This is a genomic window from Sphingobacteriaceae bacterium GW460-11-11-14-LB5, assembly GCA_002151545.1.
Lineage (GTDB): Bacteria > Bacteroidota > Bacteroidia > Sphingobacteriales > Sphingobacteriaceae > Pedobacter.
Genome location: CP021237.1, coordinates 3,215,229 through 3,232,827, shown reverse-complemented (window position 1 = coordinate 3,232,827; position 17,599 = coordinate 3,215,229). Strand labels below are relative to the sequence as shown.

General features: G+C 38.6%; 14 protein-coding genes. 6 read left to right on the top strand and 8 right to left on the bottom strand.

Annotation, left to right across the window (positions count from 1 at the left end):
• Positions 1 to 11: 11 nt before the first annotated feature.
• Positions 12 to 2,315, bottom strand: coding sequence for an ATP-dependent DNA helicase (locus CA265_12985; GenBank protein ARS42976.1), 2,304 nt, complete (start codon positions 2,313 to 2,315; stop codon positions 12 to 14).
• Positions 2,316 to 3,271: 956 nt separating this feature from the next.
• Between CA265_12985 and CA265_12980 the strand changes: the two genes are divergently transcribed.
• Positions 3,272 to 3,595 (top strand): hypothetical protein, encoded by a 324-nt coding sequence (locus CA265_12980; protein ARS40525.1) that lies wholly within the window; start codon positions 3,272 to 3,274, stop codon positions 3,593 to 3,595.
• A 143-nt stretch (positions 3,596 to 3,738) separates the two neighbouring features.
• Here CA265_12980 and CA265_12975 read toward each other — a convergent pair whose 3' ends face one another.
• On the bottom strand, positions 3,739 to 4,092 hold the full coding sequence (locus CA265_12975) for a transcriptional regulator (protein ID ARS40524.1): 354 nt from the start codon (positions 4,090 to 4,092) through the stop codon (positions 3,739 to 3,741).
• An 81-nt stretch (positions 4,093 to 4,173) separates the two neighbouring features.
• Here CA265_12975 and CA265_12970 point away from each other — a divergent pair, with 81 nt between their 5' ends.
• Positions 4,174 to 5,058, top strand: coding sequence for an NAD-dependent dehydratase (locus tag CA265_12970; GenBank protein ID ARS40523.1), 885 nt, complete (start codon positions 4,174 to 4,176; stop codon positions 5,056 to 5,058).
• A gap of 47 nt (positions 5,059 to 5,105) precedes the next feature.
• On the opposite strand, the gene CA265_12965 is transcribed toward CA265_12970, so the two are convergent.
• From CA265_12965 to CA265_12950, 4 genes are read right to left on the bottom strand one after another with little or no spacing between them, the layout of a single operon-like run.
• Positions 5,106 to 5,471, bottom strand: coding sequence for a DUF4440 domain-containing protein (locus tag CA265_12965; protein ARS40522.1), 366 nt, complete (start codon positions 5,469 to 5,471; stop codon positions 5,106 to 5,108).
• Between the two features lie 27 nt (positions 5,472 to 5,498).
• Positions 5,499 to 7,004: a hypothetical protein gene (locus CA265_12960; GenBank protein ID ARS40521.1), complete on the bottom strand. Its 1,506-nt coding sequence runs from the start codon at positions 7,002 to 7,004 to the stop codon at positions 5,499 to 5,501.
• The gene (locus CA265_12955) at positions 6,997 to 7,551 is read right to left on the bottom strand and encodes a hypothetical protein (protein ID ARS40520.1); all 555 of its coding nucleotides are present in this window, start codon (positions 7,549 to 7,551) and stop codon (positions 6,997 to 6,999) included. The genes CA265_12960 and CA265_12955 overlap by 8 nt, the downstream gene beginning before the upstream one ends.
• Before the next feature lie 55 nt (positions 7,552 to 7,606).
• A complete protein-coding gene (locus CA265_12950; protein ARS40519.1) occupies positions 7,607 to 8,581 on the bottom strand; it encodes a hypothetical protein in 975 nt (324 codons plus the stop codon).
• A 302-nt stretch (positions 8,582 to 8,883) separates the two neighbouring features.
• On the opposite strand from CA265_12950, the gene CA265_12945 reads away from it, so the two are divergent.
• Entirely contained in the window at positions 8,884 to 10,254 is a 1,371-nt protein-coding gene (locus CA265_12945; GenBank protein ARS40518.1) for a peptidase dimerization domain protein, read from the top strand.
• A gap of 553 nt (positions 10,255 to 10,807) precedes the next feature.
• The gene (locus CA265_12940; GenBank protein ID ARS40517.1) at positions 10,808 to 11,788 is read left to right on the top strand and encodes an arabinan endo-1,5-alpha-L-arabinosidase; all 981 of its coding nucleotides are present in this window, start codon (positions 10,808 to 10,810) and stop codon (positions 11,786 to 11,788) included.
• A 20-nt stretch (positions 11,789 to 11,808) separates the two neighbouring features.
• Here the strand turns inward: CA265_12940 and CA265_12935 are convergent, their stop codons facing one another.
• Positions 11,809 to 13,056: an MFS transporter gene (locus tag CA265_12935; protein ID ARS40516.1), complete on the bottom strand. Its 1,248-nt coding sequence runs from the start codon at positions 13,054 to 13,056 to the stop codon at positions 11,809 to 11,811.
• Positions 13,057 to 13,196: 140 nt separating this feature from the next.
• Between CA265_12935 and CA265_12930 the strand changes: the two genes are divergently transcribed.
• A complete protein-coding gene (locus CA265_12930) occupies positions 13,197 to 14,093 on the top strand; it encodes a glycoside hydrolase (GenBank protein ARS40515.1) in 897 nt (298 codons plus the stop codon).
• 76 nt (positions 14,094 to 14,169) lie between these two features.
• On the opposite strand, the gene CA265_12925 is transcribed toward CA265_12930, so the two are convergent.
• Entirely contained in the window at positions 14,170 to 15,267 is a 1,098-nt protein-coding gene (locus CA265_12925) for a dipeptide epimerase (protein ARS40514.1), read from the bottom strand.
• A gap of 261 nt (positions 15,268 to 15,528) precedes the next feature.
• On the opposite strand from CA265_12925, the gene CA265_12920 reads away from it, so the two are divergent.
• Complete coding sequence (locus CA265_12920; protein ARS40513.1) at positions 15,529 to 17,538, top strand: thioredoxin domain-containing protein; 2,010 nt, start codon at positions 15,529 to 15,531, stop codon at positions 17,536 to 17,538.
• Positions 17,539 to 17,599: the final 61 nt, after the last annotated feature.

Genomic DNA, 17,599 nt, shown 5'->3' with positions numbered 1-17,599 from the left:
GAAATTTGTCCTTATTTTACAATCATCAGCTTGGCAAATTTAAGCAATAGCTGTTTATTACCTAAACCCTGGAAGAATACAGTTGCCTTAACATCGGGCAAAGTTCCTTCTAAGCTGATAATTTTTCCGAAACCGAATTTTTCGTGCTCCACTTCCATACCGCCCTGAAATTCATGTGGTTGCGATGGGGTAAAGCCTGGTGTTGGCACGTGTGCTTTTGCCAGTAACGAGGTTGTTTTCGGACGGACTGGTGGGGCAGAAGTAGTTGCGCCGGCCGCTGGTTTCGGTTTGCTAAAGAAATCGCGTGGTTGCGAGGTCCATGTTTTGCGGTCGTCATCAAAGTTTCCGTCGAAACTAGTTGATTTTGCCGGTTTAACATCCAATTCTAAAAACTTCGGACTAATTTCGTTGATGAAACGACTTGGTTCACAGTTGGTTAAAGTTCCCCAGCGGTATCGGGAAGTAGCGTAAGTAAGTGTCAGTTTCACTTCGGCACGGGTAATGGCCACATAAAACAAACGGCGCTCCTCTTCTAAATCAGTTCGGTTGGTTAACGACATTTGTGAGGGGAACAGGTTTTCTTCCAGTCCTACGATAAACACGTTTTTAAACTCCAAACCTTTAGCTGAGTGGATCGTCATTAAAGAAACCGTATCCTTATTCTTATCTCCATCTTTATCATCATTGGTTAAAAGCGCAACATCCTGCATAAAGATATCCAAACCTTTCTCTTCAATGTCTTCGCGCTCCGCAAATTCCTTAATACCGTTTAATAATTCTTGAATATTTTCGTATCTCGCACGTCCTTCAACACTATCATCGGTATATAATTCTTTTAAAATACCTGCATGTTGGGCAATAAATAAAGCAGTATCATAGGCATCGAGCTTTTTTGCCTCTGCCTGAAAGCTTTGCACCATCATGGCAAAATCGTTCAATTGATTGGCTAAACGCCCATCTACATATTCGTGTGCGTTTGAAATTACATCCCACATGGTTTTTCCATGCTGGTCTGCCGCAACAATAATTTTATCAATAGAGGTATCGCCAATACCACGTTTAGGATAATTAATGACACGCTTTATAGCCTCTTCATCCTTCGGATTAAAGGTTAAACGGAAGTAAGCAATTAAATCTTTAATCTCTTTGCGCTGGTAGAAAGATTGACCGCCATATATCCTGTAAGGGATGTTTAATTTGCGTAAACCTTCTTCCATAGCCCTGCTTTGCGCGTTGGTACGATACAAAATGGCGAAATCGTTGTGCTGGTAACCTTTAGTGCTGCGCTCCTGAATAATGGCTTCGGCAACTAATTTACCTTCTTCATTATCGGTAAAAGCCCGCGAAACCTTAATGCGGTCGCCAGGTTCATTATCCGAGAAAACATTTTTTTCGAGCTGGTTTTTATTGTTGGCAATAATACTGCTGGCTGCATCTACAATATTTTGGGTAGAACGGTAATTCTGCTCCAATTTATAAACCTTTAAATCAGGATAATCGCGTTCGAAATTTAAAATGTTCTGGATGTTTGCACCACGGAAGGCATAAATACTCTGAGCATCATCACCTACCACACAGATGTTCTGATAAGCAGCAGCCAGTTTTTTCACAATGGTATACTGCGAAAAGTTGGTATCCTGATACTCATCCACCATCAGGTACCTGAATTTCTGCTGGTATTTATTTAAAACATCCGGATGTTCTTTCAATAAAATATTGGTTTTGAACAGTAAATCGTCGAAATCCATGGCACCTGCTCTAAAACAGCGTTTAGCATAGGTTTCGTAAATCTGGCCAATCAACGGACGTTTATTCTGGATATCTTCGGCCTGTATCTGGTCGTTAGCCTGATATTCGCCCCAGGAAATTAGATTATTTTTAGCTGATGAAATTCTATTGAAAACAAAGTTCGCTGCATATAATTTATCATCCAGCTGCATTTCTTTCAAAATCGCACGGATTACACTTTTACTATCATCCGTATCATAAATGGTAAAATTGCTCGGATAACCGATTTTTTCGGCCTCTACCCTTAAAATTTTCGCAAAAACAGAGTGAAAAGTACCCATCCAAATGTTCTTTGCCTCTGCACCAACCACTTTACTAATACGCTCACGCATATCTTTACTCGCCTTGTTGGTAAAGGTTAAAACCAGAATGTTAAATGGATCAGTACCGGTTTGGATAAGGTGGGCTACACGAAATGTAATTACCCTGGTTTTGCCCGAACCTGCACCTGCAACAATCATTACTGGTCCTTTTGTGTTCTCTACTGCTGCTCTTTGTTGTGGGTTTAATCCTGCTAAATAATCCAAATCGGCTCCTGTTTTTTTGAGGTTCAAAAATAACAATTCCTATCGCTTTTTGCCAAAGTTGTTAGTAATTAGTTTAAAACCTAATCGGTCGTCCTAACGGTTCGTCATTCTGAACTTGTTTCAGAATCAATCATGCCATTAGACTTGTTGAAACTTATAGTCTAACATGGTAAAAAGAACTTGTTTTTGATTGATTTTGAGGAAAGCTACATCCGTATTTCATAGCATTTGGCAGCCCTTTGCTTTGCTCATACTGCTGCTGGCATTACCCACAAGGCCGGTATCCGCTTCGCCAAGGTTTATTTAAATTGGGTTTGTGCTACTATTGAGGGATTAAAACCCACAGCCTATTCTATCGTTCGTCATGCTGAACTAGTTTTATTAGCTGTTCTATTAAGTTTAGGTCTAATAGCTACCTCGTGGTCAGAATCTATCCGGTATTGCTTATATGGCCCTTATCTATCTTATATGGTAAAATGGCCCTTATTTTATTGGGGGCTAATATGGCTATGGTAAATCAGCTCCATGGGTTTATATAAAAGCCAAACCTGTATTTCATCGGCCTAGGTAGCCCTTTGCTTTGCTCATACGCCTACAGGCATTGCCCACCAGGCCGGTATCCGTTTCGCCATGGTTTATTTAAATTGAGTTTGTGCTACTATTTGGGGGGTAAAACCCATAGTTTATTTTGTCACTCGTCATGCTGCACTTGTTATATTAGTTGTTCTTATTAAGTTTAGGTTTAATAGCTACTTCGTAGTCAGAATCTATCCTGCATTGGCTTACATGGCCCTTATCTATCTTATATGGTAAAATGGCCTTTATTTTATTGGGGGCTAATATGGCTATGGTAAATCTGCTCCATCGGTTTTTAGAAAAGCCAGACCTGTATTTATTTAAATTCTGTCAGAATTGCACCCTATTTATTTGGGTATAGAATTTGATATGCTTTGATAATGGAAGAGAAAAAAATAAATAAGGATATCGAGTTTACTGATATCCCGGAGGGAACAAATACAGATATTTATGCTAATTTAAAAGAGAAACTGGAAAGTGTTGAGCAATTTCCGGGTGTGTACAATTTTAAATTTATTATTACGGGCGGACTAGACAAAATACAAGATTTGCGTACCGTTTTACCTGATGATGAGTTTATTGAGCATGCTTCAAAAACCGGGAAATATGTTTCCATTACCGTAAAAAAGATCATGCAAAATGCTGATGAGGTGATTGCTGTTTATAAGCAAGTCGGAAACATTAAGGGAATAATGATACTATAGGCCCCGTACGTATAAAATAATTTTAGCAAAATATTGGTTTTACACGTAGCGGCTTGGCTAACCGCTACGTCAAAGTTTTAAGCTACCTATTGCTCAATATCTTCCCTCCAATTAAAGATAGTCAGAAGGAGTACCTATCAAGGTTAAACCGATCCGTTTTTAACGGCCCAATCTACCATTGAATCCAATACCTCAAAAAGATCCTGCCCCGATGTTGTGAGGCTGTAGGTAACTACCGGCGGAACAACTGCTTGCGCATCTCTATAAACAAGTTCATCATTTTGCAATTGCTTTAAGTGTTGTATAAGCATTTTTTCAGTGATCTGTGGTATTGCACGTTTTAACTCGCTGTAGCGTTTTGGTCCGCTCATTAAATGAAAAATAATAATCGGTTTCCAATAACCACCAATTTTTTCCATTACAAAAGTAACAGGACAGCTGGTTAGCGCTATGCCTTTATTAAAATTACGGGTCGAACTTTCTTTAACAGCTGTCATAGTTACATACTTTGGGGTAAGTACTTGTATAAAAGTAAGTACAAATATAGCTTTGTATTCAATATTTAAAAACAAAAAATCATGAAAATAACATTAACAGGATCAACAGGTAATATTACAAAGCCACTTGCCGAAATATTGGTAGCTAAAGGTCACGAAGTAAAAATTATTAGCAGCAATGCTGAGAGAGCCGAAGAAATTAAATCGCTGGGTGCAATACCATTAATTGGTAGTGTAAGCGATATCGGATTTTTAAAAGCGGCCTTTTCTGGGGCTGATGCCATTTACACCATGGTTCCGCCGAATTTTGCAGCACCAAAATTTAGGGCATATATTAAAAGTATTGGCGAAAATTATGCTGTTGCCATTAAAGAATCAGGTGTTAAAAAAGTAGTGAATTTAAGTAGCGTAGGTGCAGACCTGCCGGATGGAACTGGTCCTATTGCCGGATTACACGATGTAGAAAATATTTTTGCTACATTAAATGGGGTAGATGTAAAACATTTGCATGCTGGTTATTTCTACATTAACTTTTTAGCCAATATTGATATGGTTAAACAGGCAAACATTTTAGGGTCTAATTTTGGTGCTGATGCAAAATTAGTTTTGGTGCATCCGCGTAATATTGCAGAGGTAGCCGCTGAAGTATTGGAAAGTAATTTTACAGGTAAAAGCGTACAGTATGTCGCCAGTGATGATGAAAGTACGCCAGCCGATGTTGCAAAAATATTAGGTGCTGCAGTCGATAAGCCGGAATTACCATGGATAGAATTTAGCGATGAAGATGCATTTAACGGAATGGTAGGAGCGGGTTTACCGGAAGAAATAGCCAAAAACTACGTAGAAATGGGCGATGCGATAAGAAGCAATAAACTTTTTGTAGATTATTATAAAAACAGGCCCGTTTTAGGTAACATTAAGCTTAAAGATTTTGCGGCTGAGTTTGCTGCGGCATACCAGGATTAATTGAACGATAACAGCTGCCTGGATTTAAACCTGGCAGCTGTTATTTTTTATATGGCCACACAACTTCCGGCAATTACTTTCCATTCCTGATCAAACAACTTCCAGACTCTCAAATACCTGAAAATACCTTCGATAGCTTGTGAAGCATATATGGCCTTTAGCTCAATTTTAACACTAACAACTGCAGTATCATTAATCAGGTTAATTTGCTGTTCAGAGGGGATAATAGAATTTACATCGATACTTCCGGATGTATAAGTTTCCAAATCCATGGCCTTTGTTATGGTTATTCCATTGGGCAGGTTAAAAAGTAAATCTTCATGCAAAAGCAGATTAAGGTCTGCAACATCACCATTCAGTATGGCCGTTAATAATCTCTTTTCGTTTAAAATGATCTGTTCCCTGGTATTCATATTCATTATTTTAATTCTTTAAAAAACTCACATCCAATCTTCGTTTCCATTTTCTACCTGATACAACCAGTAATTAACCAGCTGTTTAATTTCGGTATAATTTCCATATTTAAAGTGAATCTGGCCAGCCGCCGTATGTAAGGTAAGATGACCAACATCAACCCCTTTATGCCATGGATATTGAAAAGTGCTAATGGCCTGGATTTTATTTGGCATTACAATTTCATTCGAAATATCCCAGATTCCGCTTTTTTTAATGATAAAATCCTGGTTTACTGAAATCCGATGTCGGCGGTAGCTGATATAAATCATCAAAGTGCCTATAATAAAGTAAACAATTGATGCACCGATATAAGGTTTAACTTCAGGAATGTTAAACGCAATGATTAAAAATGCCACAACTGGCAAAACCAGTTTAAAGAAGATCGGTAAATTCAAAAAACGCCAGTCAGGGATAAAGGTTTTTGTTTTTAAAGGAATTTGACCCAATATCATTTTTAGCAATTCATCCCGTTCGCCAGGGTTACATCCCGGAATTTCCAAAGTATTTCCTTGCATTTCATGTCCTTTTTTACTTTGACCAAAATGAGCCTGTTTTAAACTCATATTCAGCATATTCATCTTTTTCTGAAAGTAATTCTGGCTGTATTTGGTAATCTGGACTTTATTGGGACTAATCAGAGTATTTTTCTTGGCAATTAGCCCTGAAGAGAGTAAAAGTGTGTTTTTATGTTCACTAATTTCGAGCTCGAAATACTTGTAAAAGGTTCTCACCAAATTAATAATCAACAATACCATTAATAGGCAGGCAATTAAGATAAAAACGGTAACAATGGTCAGCATACCTGTTACCATGCTCTGAATTTCATCTTTATTAATTTTAAAAGCATCGAGCAACTGCCTGCCCTCATAAATAACGGTGTAAAAAAAAGCAGCAAGTAAAGCTAAACTTTGCCCATAATTAGAGGTTAGTCCAACTTTAAACAATGTCCAGGCACTTATTCTTAAAAATGGTGTTTCTGCTGTCTTCTTGTTTTCTAATTCAATTTCTAATGGCGTTTCAATTGCGGCTCTTCTGTTTAATAAATGCTCTTTAAGGTTGTAGGCCGAAGTTTCGTCGATGGCTTTTATGCTTACTTCTTCGCCATGAGCCCCTGCAGTATCGATTTTTAAACCATAAACACCGATAATTTTCTGCAGCATATTCTGGTTAATGTTAACCTGCTGTATTTTATCAAGCTGAATAATGACCTGATCGCGATTGAATATCCCCTTATTCACTACAAATTCCTGCTTTTCTTTATTCAGAAAGAAGGTGAATTTTAAATACCATAAATAAGCAAATATGAAACTGAATACGATGATCGCAGCAATGCCCAACAGGAGATAGGTAAAAGAAGTGCCCGACATTTTTACAAATGCGATAATGAATAAGAAAAAACTCGCTTTGCCAATTTTTAGCATGGTATGGGAGCCCATGATGATGATACCAAAGGCCGATTCGCGTTGCGGTTTGCTAAAATCGTTATTCATTAGGATTCAATTCAGTTATTGGGTTTTCGAGCAGGTCTAGTTTTTTCAAAAGCAGGTCTCTAATACGCTTTGCCTCGTCAATGGCAATACCCGAAATATGGATATGCCCGGTTTGGCCACCTGCGGTAAATATTTGTAATGATCCCAATTTGTACATCCTGGAAAAAATCCCTTCATTTAATTCGATATGCTGAATCCTGTTTAAAGGTACAATTGTGGTCGATTCGGCAATAATCCCACTTTTATAGATTACATCATGTGTACGGATGGCATAACCGCGTTTTTTAAAACTGGCACGAAAGAGTAAAAAGAAGATGGCTAATAAAGCAAGATAAAGCGGGATAATCCATTTTGCGTTTGCTTTTACTTCATCGATAAAGAACAGGAGTAAACCAACAGTTATGCCTAGCAGGCCAAAAAAGATGAACAGATTGATGCAGATGATTTTCCAATAATCGGGATGTGGCTGGCCTAACTGAATGTCTTCGTATTTTGGGAGAAGATCGAGATCAATAACTTCATTGGTGAAAAATGTCTCAGTGGTCATGGTTAAAGGTATAAAACATATTAATCTATCAATAGACTAATGTTTAAATCTTTTGTTACCTCGCTACAATAAACTTTTTTGCAGAATTATATTGACCCGAATCGGAAGAGATTTTGAAGAAATAAATGCCGGGAACAAAAGCAGAAGTATTGATTTCTAGAGTGTGTTTTCCGGTATTAAGGTATTCGTTTACCACTGTTTTTACCAATCGGCCCATTAAATCGTAAATCTGGATGTTGATTTTATCCGTTTCCGGCAAAACAATATCAATAAAGGTTTGCATGGCCGCTGGATTTGGGTAATTCTGAGAAACGGTAAACTTTAAGAATTTATCAAAAATTGCTTTATTAATGGCATCGAAAATAACATAACTCACCAATCTATAACCGCGTGCATTTGGATGAAATGCATCCTGATAAAGCGAAAAATCGCGCCTCATCGCCGCATTTACATCCGCTAAATATATTTTATACTCGGTAACTAATTTCCGGTATGCGGTATTAAGGCTCCTGATATTGGTATTTACAGCAACATAACTTTTAACAGTCCTATCGTCAACAAACTGAAGGGTACATAAAATCGGAATCAATTTTTGTTTAAGGCTTGCTGTAATCAACACCCTCATATTTGCAACACTTTCGGCTATACTTCCTTTGCCTGCAGCAATCGCTATAGCATCATTAATACCCATATCAATCACAATAAAACCTGTTCTATTGGCTATGGCATTATCAATTCTGAGCAAACCCTGAAAAGTAGTCTGACCGCCTATACCGTGGTTAGTAATATCGACTACCTTATTGGTGTAACAGTTCAAAAAGTTGTTCTCCAGCATGGTTTGGAAACCCAATCCCTTAACACCTTCAACAGTACTGGCCCCAAAGGTTACAATATTTATACTGTCTTTCGAATAATATTGGGCTGCTTCCGGGCAACTTACGCGGGTGGGATTTTGCGCTTGAGCGAAGGAAGAGATGCGGACAACAAGAAGCAGCAGCAGAGATAGAAAAACTTTTGCGCTAAACTTCATTGTTAAAATTCTTTCGTACAGGATTTAAGGATATCTGTTATTCGCGCAATTTACAAAAAAGTAAATATAAATAATGCTGTGCAATCTTTTTTTACAAACAATAAATCATTTTTTGTATCTATTAACAGACGGGTTTTGCGTTTTGCAGATAATACATTGATTTTTAGCTTTTAAATAAAAAATAATTGAACCTATTATCATCTGGCGATATTAAAGTTTTACGCCGATATGAGGATAATTTATTAAGCGCTTGCTGTGCCTTTTATTTGGTAAAGCCTATATTTGTCCAAATTCATTTTGTTATGCAAGAGATTAAAAATTATGTAGAAACGCACAAACAACGTTTTTTAGATGAGTTGTTTGAGTTGTTGCGTTTTCCATCGGTTAGTGCTGATCCGAAATACAAAGGCGATGTTTTAAAAACAGCTGATTATGTTGCGCAGAAATTAAAAGATGCAGGAGCTGATCAGGTAGAAATTTGCCCAACAGCAGGATATCCTATCGTTTACGGCGAAAAAATTATAGATGCTTCTTTACCAACCGTTTTAATATATGGCCATTACGATGTTCAACCTGCAGATCCATTAGAACTTTGGCATACACCACCTTTTGAACCAACCGTACGCGATGGTAAAATTTACGCCCGTGGCGCTTGTGATGATAAAGGACAGTTTTATATGCATGTAAAAGCATTCGAACTGATGATGCAAACCAATACCCTGGCTTGTAACGTTAAATTCATGATCGAAGGCGAAGAGGAGGTAGGTTCTGCAAATCTTGGTATTTTTGTAAAAGCCAATGCTGAGCGTTTAAAAGCCGATGTCGTTTTAATTTCTGATACTTCAATGATCAGTATGGAACACCCGTCAATCGAAACCGGTTTACGTGGTTTAGCTTACATGGAAGTTGAAGTGGTTGGTCCGAACCGCGATTTACACTCTGGGGTTTATGGTGGGGCAGTAGCCAATCCGGCCACTATTCTTTGTAAAATGATCGCTTCATTACACGATGAAAATAACCACATTACTATTCCTGCTTTTTATGATAAAGTGCTTGAATTAACCGATGAGGAGAAAAAAGCATTAAATTCTGCACCTTATGACGAAGCTGAATACAAAAAGGATTTAGATATCGAAGAAGTTTGGGGTGAAAAAGGTTATTCAACGCTGGAGCGTACAGGTACCCGTCCAACTTTAGAAGTAAACGGAATTTGGAGCGGTTATATTGGCGAAGGTGCAAAAACCGTATTGCCAAGTAAAGCCAATGCAAAAATTTCTATGCGTTTGGTTCCACACCAGAGCTCAGAAGAAATTGCCGAGATTTTTACCAAACATTTCGAAAGTATTGCACCTAAAAATGTAAAGGTAAAAGTTACCCCTCACCATGGTGGCGAACCTGTGGTAACCCCAACTGATAGTATTGCATACCAGGCAGCAGAAAAAGCAATTGAAGATAGTTTTGGCAAAAAGGCTATTCCAACACGCGGTGGTGGTAGTATTCCAATTGTGGCTTTGTTTGAAGATGTACTGGGAATTAAATCGGTGCTTTTTGGTTTCGGTTTAGATAGCGATGCACTACACTCTCCGAATGAGAAATATGATATTTACAATTATTATAAAGGAATAGAAACTTTGCCTTTATTCCATAAATATTTCGCAGAGCTGAGCAAATAAGCTCAATTTCATTTATCCGTTCTGACCCAACAGATCGTCATTTCGAGCGGAGTGCAACGCAGTCGGGAAATCTATTTTCAGCAGATTTCTCTATTTCGCCAAACTTCAGTCGAGGTGACGATTTTTTTGAAAATGAGCGTTCTGTATTTCATAGGTGCTGCAGCCCCGCCATCGCTTATAGTCCTCATTTCGTTGCACTTCATTCCGGGCTATTTAGCTTTGTCGGGTTTATTTAACTGCAGGCAGTTCCCAGGAGGCAACACTACAGATGCAATTTGTACCTTTAAATAGTATAACAGGCCTAGCCATCTAAACCCGACAGTAGTGGAAAACCCACAGCCCGAAGTATGAGGGCGAGGATTTGAAACGGATGGCGGGACTACTTTAACTGCATTGTTACCGGTTTTGCTTTCCAAAACATTACATAAATTTAAGTTGACTGTCCGTCTGAGCGGAATCGAAGACCATCCCTGTTGTTTTCATATCAACTGGTTTCAACCAATTGATTTTAGTGGTTAATTTTTTTACCAGGTTTTTTTTCTAAATTGGTACCATGAAATACCTATTCTCATCTCTTTTACTTTTATCCGGACTCGCTTCTTTTGCTCAGGATACTAAAACGATTAACCAATCTGGAAATCCAATTTTTCAAGGTTGGTATGCAGATCCAGATGCTGCTATTTTTAACAATAAATATTGGGTTTACCCCACTTATTCGGCCAGGTATAAGGAACAGGTTTTTTTAGATGCCTTTTCATCAGATGATTTGGTGAAATGGAAAAAACACCCGCATATTTTAGATACGGCTGCTGTAAAATGGGCCAATAAAGCGATGTGGGCTCCTGCAATTGTTCAAAAAGACAAAAAATATTACCTGTTTTTTGGCGCCAATGATATTCAAAGCGACAAAGAAATTGGCGGAATTGGCGTAGCTGTTGCCGATAAACCAGAAGGACCATACAAAGATCACATCGGGAAACCTTTGGTAGATAAATTTCATAACGGTGCCCAACCTATTGATCAGTTTGTGTTTAAAGATAAAGATGGTCAGTATTATTTAATTTATGGAGGCTGGAAACATTGTAATATTGCCAAATTAAATCAAGATTTTACAGGCTTTTTGCCTTTTGAAGATGGTACGACCTTTAAAGAAATTACACCTGATAATTATGTAGAAGGACCTTATATGTTCATCCGGAATGGTAAATATTATTTCATGTGGAGCGAAGGCGGCTGGACTGGTCCGGATTATTCTGTAGCTTATGCCGTGGGCGATTCGCCATTTGGCCCGTTTAAAAGGATCGGAAAAATATTAAAGCAGGATGCCGCTATTGCTACCGGCGCGGGCCATCATTCGGTTATCATTAACGAGAAAAAAGGAAAGTATTATATCGTTTATCACCGTCGCCCCTTAACCGAAACAGATGGAAACCACCGTGTTACCTGTATTGATGAGATGAAATTTGATGCAGATGGCAATATTCTCCCTGTAAAAATTACAAACGAAGGGGTAAAAGCCCAGAAAGTAAAATAATTGCTGTTCAGCTGGCGATTTTATTCAATTTCCAGCTGAACTTTACTGGTTTGCAAAACAGTTTTCGCCTGCTTTTTATTCAGGGTATTAAATCCCCAGGCACACAATAAAAGCATACAGGCCAGCCCTAGCCAAAGCCAGTTGTAACCTAAGTTTTTGGCGATGAAGAATCCGAATAATGGTCCGACTACTTGTGCGCACGACCAGCTCAACGTATAACCTGCCGCATATAACCCCCTGTTATGCTCATTGCTTCTGCTGATCACGATCGTATTGATAAAGGGTAAGGAGAACATTTCCCCACAGGTAAAAACAACAATGGTAAGTGCAGCAGCAACGATGTGAAAACTCACCGGAGCACTCAACATGATATAAGAGACCGAAAATAAAACTGCCCCTATGATGATGAAAAACATGGGAGATTTTTTGGCTTCAATCTTGTTAATCATGATCATTTCGAATAAGGCAATCACTACTCCATTAATCCCAATAATAATACCAATGGCAAATTCATCAATGTGCCATTGCTCTTTAAAAAACACTGGCACAACCCTGAACATTAAAAAAGCACAGGTAATAAAAACCGTAGTGAGCAGGATAAATTTTACATAAAAAATGTCTCTCCATGGTTTCATAATCACCATGTTACTGGCATTTTCTTTGGCTTTTTTGATAAAATCTTTCACCTGTGGCAAAAACGACAGGATTAATAAACCAACTACAATGCTTACAGCTCCCTCAACAATGAATAGAAGTTTGTAATTTATGGAGGCAATAATACCTGCCAAACTGATTCCTACCGACCAACCTATATTGACGGCCAATCTGTTTAAGGAGTACGACCTGGTTATGGTTCCTTCTGCGGCATAATGGGCAACTGCTGTAAAATTTGCCGGACGGAATGCCTCAGAAAAAAAGCTGATGACTACGGCTAAAATACATAATGTAGAAAAGTGGGTGATCGTAGAAAAAAGCATGAAAAGCAAACCGCCAATAATTGACGATAGAATTTGCACCGGGCGAAAACCAATCATATCGGTCAGCTTTCCACCTGTTGCCGATCCAAGGATCGAACCTACACCAAATAAGGTGATGATCAAACCCGCATCCATTTCCGATCGATGTAAACTTTGGGTAACGTATAAGCCCATAAACGGAACGGCCATACTACCACATCGGTTAAACATCATTACAATGCTCAAAAGCCAGGTTTCTCTGCTTAATCCGCTAAATGATGTTTTATAAGTGTCGAAAATAAGTTTGAACATGGTGTATTTAGATGCAGTAAAAATACCAAAAGCCAGATATTATTTAATCATCTGAATTCAATATCCGCTTATTGAGCTAAAAAAGATGAGCAAAAAATATCCCATAATTTTTTACAAATTTGCATCCGGAAACCGATCAAATGCCGCCAGAGAAAAGAACCCCGATAAACAAAAGCCCAGTTGCCAGAAAACCTGCTGCAAGGAAACCTGTAGCCAGAAAACCTGGTGCAAACAAGAAAAAGAAAGGTGCGCTTTCCGTTCAGCTTAAATTGGTTATTGCTGCTTTATTGTTGGTTTTGCTCTCTCCATTTTATTATGGTTATGTATTAAGAAGTTTTGTGGCTACCTGGCGCTGGGTTAAAGATTGGGGGCAAGACCCCAATTACAGAACTTACGAAAGTTTTAATATCAAGATCCCCAAAAAATATACGGTTCACGGAATCGATGTTTCGTATTACCAGGGCAAAATAAACTGGCAAAAAGTAAAAGAAATGAAAGAGGATGAGGTCAGCATCCGTTTTGCCTTTATCAAAGCCACAGAAGGATTAATGTTAGTTGATCCCTATTTTCAACGCAACTGGCGTGAAGCGCCAAAAGCAGGGATTATATGTGGTGCTTATCATTTCTTCCGACCCAAAAAGGATGGTAAAACGCAGGCTAAATTTTTCTTGCAGGTGGTTAATATAGAGAAAGGGGATTTACCGCCTGTTGTGGACATTGAATCTCTTGATGGCGTTTCGCCACTAAAAATGAGGGCAGAACTTTCTGATTTTCTCAATTATGTAGAAATGAAAACCAAAGTCAGGCCGATTGTTTATACCGGACTTAAATTTTATGAAGATTATTTAGTCGATCATTTTGAAGATTATCCTTTGTGGATCGCCCATTATTATCAACCAAAGTTAAGAATGGATAAAAGCCGCTGGAAATTTTGGCAGCATTCTGATAAAGCTAAAATTAATGGTATTGGTCATGTAGTCGATTTTAATGCCTTTAACGGCGATAGTTTGGCGTTGGATAGGTTATTAGTTCATTAGATGAGGTTAACTGGTTAATTGTTTAAATCGGTTAACCGACTCCAAACGCCAAACGCTCAACTCCAAACTAGTACAGCTAAACCGTCCAGCTTTCACATTTCTCTAGGAAAAACTCATCTGCCTCGGCACCAATACCAATTTCTTCGGGAACATCAAGAAAGTAACCGTTATAAGTTAAGCCACCCACCACAGGGTCGACCAGGTGCCCCAATAGTGCCGTATCTAAGTCAAAAAACTCAACATTAGGACTGGCCAATGCAAAATGTAAGTTGGCACTTAATGCAATGCGGGTTTCGAGCATGCTACCGATCATGCATTTTACGCCTCGTTGCAAAGCTTCTTCATGGATTTTTTGCGCTTCTAAAATGCCCCCAGATTTCGAAAATTTAATGTTTAAATAAGTTGTTGATTGGCTATTGATCAATTTTCGGGCATCGTGATGGTTGTAACAGCTTTCATCGGCCATTAGTTTAATCGGCGAATTTACATTCAGTTCTGGTAATTGATCATCGTACCAGGTTCGCATGGGTTGTTCGCAAAACTCAATGTTGTACTGCGCTAATTCGCCTAAAGCAAATAAAGCATCATCAAAACTCCAGCCCTGATTGGCATCCAGGCGTAAAATCAAATCTTCACCAACCGCTTCGCGGATATGTTTTACCCTTTCGATATCATCATGTACTTTTTTACCCAGCTTAATCTTTAATATGCGGCAACCCTGGCTCTTATATTTTAAAGCTGTTGTAGCCATTCCCGCTGGCGTGTCGATACCAATGGTCATATCGGTTTCAATGCTGCGTTTGGTTCCGCCGAGAAATTTATACAGTGGTAATTTGGCGTTTTTCGCTGCAATATCGAATAATGCCATATCAAAAGCGCTTTTAATGGTATGGTTATGATCTGCATAACCCAATAAATCGTTCATCCGTTCAGGAATATCTAACGGATCTTTGCCCTTTAAAATGGCGGCGAAATCTTTAGCCATGGCAATACAGGTTTCCTGCGTTTCACCAACAATCATCGGGAAAGCGGAACACTCTCCAATGCCGTGAATGCCAGCATCAGTGTAAATCCTGATCAATACATTCTGGGCAAAATGCATGGTTCCGGTTGCAATCACAAAAGGTTCCATGGGGATGCTAAAGCGGTATATTTCGGTATGGGTGATTTTCATTTTTTTAAGGTCGAAGGTATAAGGTTGAAGGTGTAAGGTTTGCAAATCGGGATAGAAGCCGATAATGTGTACAATTCAATTCATAATGCAATGCATCATATTCCAATTAAATAGCTCATTTGTGCTTAATTCCATTCATCATTTAGATTTCCAACTAAAGTATAAAAACAAAAACTAAATAGAAACAGGTTTGTAGATTATTAATAGATTTACGCCTCAAATTAAAATTCCTTTTCCCACTTACATTTTACATTAGCAGCCATGTCTGATACCAATAATTTAATCCACGCTTCGTCGCCATATTTGCTACAACATGCCCATAACCCGGTTAATTGGTACGAATGGGGCGCAGAAGCATTAGAAAAAGCCAAAGCGGAAAACAAACTGATATTGGTTAGTATCGGCTATTCGGCTTGTCATTGGTGCCATGTAATGGAGCGTGAAAGTTTCGAGAATCATGAAGTTGCCGAAGTGATGAACCGACATTTTATCTGCATTAAGGTCGATCGTGAAGAGCGTCCGGATATTGACCAGATTTATATGTATGCCATCCAACTCATGACTGGTAGTGGAGGCTGGCCATTAAATTGTATCTGTTTGCCCGATCAGCGCCCGATTTATGGTGGGACTTATTTCCGTAAAAATGATTGGATCAATATTCTGGAAAATGTGGCTGCACTTTGGGCCAACGAACCTGATAAGGCCATTCAATATGCAGAACGGTTAACTTCGGGCATTAAAGACAGCGAAAAGATAATCCCTGCAGGTACAGCAGAAGCATATAGCCATGAACATTTAACTGAAATTATCGATCCCTGGAAACGTCATTTCGATATTGGCTTCGGGGGATATAACCGTGCACCAAAATTCCCTTTACCCAATAACTGGGTCTTTTTATTGCGATATGGCTTTTTAAAGGATGATGAGTCAGTTTTTACCGCTGTATGCCATACCCTCGAAGAAATGAGCCGTGGTGGTATTTATGATCAGATCGGCGGTGGTTTTGCCCGTTATTCGGTTGATGATAAATGGCACGTGCCACATTTTGAAAAAATGCTCTATGATAATGCGCAACTGATCAGTTTATATGCTGAGGCCTATCAATGCACTAAATTCGATTCTTTTAAACAAACCGTTGTTGAAACGATAAATTGGGTTTTCGATGAGATGACTTCAGCAGATGGATTGTTTTATTCGGCACTGGATGCTGATAGCGAAGGGGTAGAAGGCAAATTTTACATTTGGGATAAAAGTGAATTCAATGAGGTTTTAGGCGAAGATGCCCAGTTGATTGGCGCTTATTACAACATTACCGAAGAAGGCAACTGGGAAGAGGAGCAAACCAATATTTTACGTAAAACGATTAGCGATGATGACCTGCTTGCAAAATTTAATATTGATGCAGCAGTACTTCATGATAAAGTAAAGTCAGCTAAAGCAAAATTACTAGCGGTTAGGAGTAAAAGGATCCGTCCGGGGTTGGATGATAAATGTTTAACGGCCTGGAATGGGATGATGATTAAAGCTTTAGCCGATGCAGCAGAAGTGTTAAATCAAAAATCCTATTATGAAAAAGCTTCAGCTGCCGCCAATTTTATTTTAACGCACTTAAAATCAGAAAATGGTGGCTTATACCGCAATTATAAAAACGGAAAGGCTTCTATTACGGGTTTCTTAGACGATTACGCTTTTTTTATTGAAGCGCTAATTGCCCTGTATGAAGCTGATTTTGAGGAGATATGGTTAGAAGAAGCAAAATCATTAACCGATTATGTGATCGCTAATTTTACAGATGCAGATTCGCCAATGTTTTTCTATACTTCTGCCGAAAGTGAGGATTTAATTGCCCGCAAACATGAAGTAATGGATAATGTAATTCCGGCTTCAAATTCTACCATGGCGCAGAATTTGCAGCAACTGGGTTTGCTTTTTGATGTAGAACAATACACTGAAAAAGCTTCAGAAATGCTTGCTGCGGTTCATCCGAAGATAAAAACCTATGGTTCTGCCTATTCAAACTGGGCCATTCAATTGTTAAACGAAATTTTCGGCATAAATGAAATTGCCATTACCGGTTTAAAAACGGATGTTGTTAAATTAGCATTAAGCGGACATTATATTCCGAACAAAATTACATTGGGCGGAACAAAAAGTAACCTACCGCTGTTAAAAGGTAAGCAAAGCAATGAAACAAAAGTTTATATTTGCCGAAATAAAGTATGCCAGTTGCCTGTAAGGACAGTGGAGGAGGCATTAGAGTATTTACAATAAAAAATCTGAATATTTCACAACCGAGCAGTTATTCTTTGATAGGAACTTTAAAATTTGCGGT